2 protein-coding genes are annotated in these 3,816 nt (G+C 76.7%); both read left to right on the top strand.

Annotation, left to right across the window (positions count from 1 at the left end):
* Window positions 1-499: class F sortase (locus NOD94_RS40525; RefSeq protein ID WP_281211251.1), on the top strand; the 499-nt coding region annotated here is incomplete at its 5' end.
* Window positions 500-575: 76 nt separating this feature from the next.
* Window positions 576-3,737, top strand: a complete 3,162-nt coding sequence (locus NOD94_RS40520) for a molecular chaperone Hsp90 (RefSeq protein WP_281211250.1) — start codon at window positions 576-578, stop codon at window positions 3,735-3,737.
* The last annotated feature ends 79 nt before the right edge of the window (window positions 3,738-3,816 follow it).

The raw sequence follows: 3,816 nt of genomic DNA, 5'->3' as shown, positions 1-3,816 counted from the left end.
TGCCACCACCCCCGCCGCCACGGCCGTCTCCGTCCTCCCGCCCTCCGTACCGGACCGGATCGAGATCCCCGACATCAAGGTCGACGCCCCCCTCGACACCGTCGGCCTCGACGCCCAGGGCGTCATGCGGGAACCCGACTTCGCCGAGCCCGACGACGCCGCCTGGTACGAGCAGGGCCCCACGCCCGGCGAGCGCGGCGCCTCCGCGATCGTCGGCCACATGGACACCCCCCGGGCCCCCAAGGCCGTCTTCTTCAACCTCAAGGAGCTCAAGAAGGACCAGAGGATCGAGGTCCACCGCACCGACGGCACCACCGCCGTCTTCGCCGTCGACGAGGTCGACACCTTCAAGAAGGACGCCTTCCCCACCGACCGCGTCTACGGCGACACCCGGGGCAGGGCCGAACTGCGCCTGATCACCTGCGGCGGCGACCTCACCGCGGACCGCCACTGGGACGCGAACGTCGTCGTGTTCGCGCACCTCACGGGCAAGGCGTAGCCCCGTACGCGATACCTTCAGCAGTTCGGGGCAGGCTCGGGGGTTCCGGGCCGGTCGAGTTCTTGGAGGCAGCGGCGTGAGCGTGCGAGTGACGGCGGCACAGAGTGGCGTGGACCCCTTCGGGACCGCACGGCTGCGGCGCGGGGTGCTCGACGCCTGGGGCGCGGGCCCGGCCCGCTTCCGGGAGGACGCCAACGCCGAGGAGGACCTGGCGCTCGGCGGCTACCGGGACCGGCTCGTCGTCGAACTGGCGCAGAACGCCGCCGACGCGGCCGCCCGCGCCAAGGTCCCCGGCCGGCTGCGGCTCACCCTGCACCCCGGCGAGGGCGGGCACGCCGTCCTCGCCGCCGCCAACACCGGGGCCCCGCTCGACGCGACGGGCGTGGAGTCGCTGAGCACCCTGCGGGCCTCCGCCAAACGCGAACCGGGCGGCGCCGGCGAAACCGTCGGCCGGTTCGGCGTCGGCTTCGCGGCCGTCCTGGCCGTCTCCGACGAACCGGCGGTGCTCGGCCGCCACGGCGGCGTGCGCTGGTCCCTCGCCGAGGCCCGCGAGATGGCCCGGGACGCCTCCAACGGCAGCCCCGGCCTCGGCGACGAACTGCGCCGCCGCGACGGCCACGTCCCGCTGCTGCGCCTGCCGTTGCCCGCCGAGGGCACCGCCCCCGAGGGCTACGACACCGTCGTCGTCCTCCCGCTGCGCGACGCCGCCGCCGAGGAACTCGTGGAACGGCTGCTCGCCGGCATCGACGACGCCCTGCTCCTCACCCTGCCCGGCCTGCGCGAGGTCGTCGTGGAGACCCCGGCCGCCGGGCACCGCGTCCTGTACCGGACCACCGACGGCCCGTACACCGTCATCGAGGACTCCGCCTCCGGCACCCACCGCTGGCGCACCGTCCGCCACAGCGGCCCCATCGAGCGGGAACTCCTCGCGGACCGGCCCGTCGAGGAACGGCTGCGCCCCGTCTGGACGGTCACCTGGGCCGCCCCCGTCGACGCCGACGGCGCCCCCGAGCGTCCCCGTACCGCGCCCGTCGTGCACGCGCCGACCCCCACCGACGAGCCCCTCGGCATCCCCGCGCTGCTCATCGCCTCGCTGCCGCTGGACACCTCGCGCCGGCACCCCGCCCCCGGGCCCCTGACCGACTTCCTGGTGGAACGCGCGGCCGACGCGTACGCCGAACTCCTGGGCGTCTGGGACCCGGTCACCACCGCCCTCGTCGACCTGGTGCCCGGCCCCCTCGGCAAGGGCGAGCTCGACGGGGCCCTGCGCGCCGCCGTCCTCCAGCGCCTGCCCCGCACCGCGTTCCTCGCCCCGGCGGTCCCGGCGGTCCCGGCCGACGAATCCGCCGACGAAACCGGCGAAGATTCCCGGGCCGGCGAGCGGACCGCCCTGCGCCCCTTCGAGGCCGAGATCGTCGAAGGGGCGGGCGCCGACACCGTACGGGTCCTCGCCGAGGTCCTGCCGACCCTGCTCCCCGCCGGCCTGGAACGCCGCCCCGAACTGCGCACCCTCGGCGTCGGCCGGCTGCCCCTGGGCGACGCCATCGAGCGGATCGCCGGCATCGAGCGCACCCCGCAGTGGTGGCACCGGCTCTACGACAGCCTCGCCGGGGTCGACCCCGACCGGCTCTCCGGGCTGCCCGTCCCCCTCGCCGACGGCCGCACCGCGATCGGCCCGCGCCACCTGCTGCTGCCCGGCACCGACACCCCCACCGACCTGGCCCGCCTGGGCCTGAAGGTGGCCCACCCCGACGCCGCGCACCCGCTGCTGGAGAAGCTCGGAGCCCTCCCCGCCACCCCGCGCGCCGTCCTGACGACGCCGCAGCTCCGGGCGGCCGTGGCCGGCTCGCTCGACGCCGGGGAGATCTGGGACGAGGACGCGCTCGACGCCGACGAACTCGCCGAGGTCGTCCTGACCCTGGTCCGCGACGCGCGCCTGTCCCCCGGCGACGAGCCCTGGCTCGGCGCGCTGGCCCTGCCCGACGAGGACGGCGAACTCACCCCGGCCGGCGAACTCCTGCTCGCCGGGAGCCCGTTGGCTTCCGTCCTGCGCGAGGACGAGATCCCCTACCTGGACGCCGAGTTGGCCGAGCGGTGGGACTCCGGGACCTTGGCCGCCTGCGGGGTGCTGACCGCCTTCCAGCTGGTCCGCGCCACCGACGTCGTCCTCGACCCGGACGAACTGGAGCCCCGCGACGGGGACTTCGCCGAGCCCGACGACGTCGGCCTGCTGGACGCCGTCGACGTGTGGTGCGAGGACCTCCTCGACCAGTTCCCCGACACCCCCGTCCCGCCGGTGGCCACCGAGATCGTCGCCGTCCGTGACCTCGACCTCGTCGACGACGACCGCTGGCCGCAGGCCCTGGCGATGCTGGCGCAGCCCCCGCTGCGCGACGCCCTCGTCCAGCCCGTGCGGATCCTGCTCCCCGACGGCACGACGCGGTCGGTGCGCCCGTACACCGCCTGGTGGCTGCGCGACCACCCCGTGCTGGACGGTCGCCGCCCCGCCGGACTGCGCGCGGCGGGCGGGGATCCGCTGCTGGAGGGCCTGTACGCGCCGGCGGACGCGACCGGCTTCGAGGACGAGCAGGTCCTGCGGGCACTGGGCGTACGCACCACCGTGCGGGCCCTGCTGGAGGAGCCCGGCGGCGCGGCCGAGCTGCTGGCCCGGCTCGCCGACCCGGACCGCGAGGTGACGAGCGGCCGGCTGCACGGCCTGTACGGGGCGCTGGCGGATCTGGATCCGGAGCAGGTGACGCTGCCGGACGAGCTGCGGGCCGTGGTGGACGGCGAGGTGGTCGTGGTCGACGCGGCCGACGCGCTCGTCGCGGACGCCCCCGACCTGCTGCCGCTGACCGGGGGCCTGCCGCTGCTGCCGGTGGCCCCGGCGCGGGCGGCCGACCTGGCGGACCTCCTCCAGGTGCGGCGCCTTTCGGACACCGTCCCGGCGGAGGTGACGACCCCGGGCGAGGAGCACGAGGTCCCGGAATCCGTACGGGTCCTGCTGGGGCCGGCGACCCCGCCGACGTACCTGGAGCACGAGGAACTGATCGCGGGCGGCATCGAGCTCGACTGGCGGCGCACCCCGGACGGCACCCTCCACGCGGCCACCCTGGAGGGCGTGGCGGCCGGCCTGGCCTGGGCGGCGCACCAGTGGCCCCGCCGGTTCGAGGTCGCGGCGCTCCTGGAGGACCCGTCCCGCACGGCGGAACTGGCGCGCGACCGCTGGTTCGACTGACACCCGCGGGGGGGGGGGGGGGGGGGGGGGGGGGGGGGGGGGGGGGGGGGGGGGGGGGGGGGGGGGGGGGGGGGGGGGG

Origin of the sequence: Streptomyces sp. Isolate_45, from assembly GCF_024721315.2 — a bacterium.
Lineage (GTDB): Bacteria > Actinomycetota > Actinomycetes > Streptomycetales > Streptomycetaceae > Streptomyces.
The sequence above is the reverse complement of the archived record's forward strand: the minus strand, read 5'-3'. Positions and strand labels throughout refer to the sequence as shown.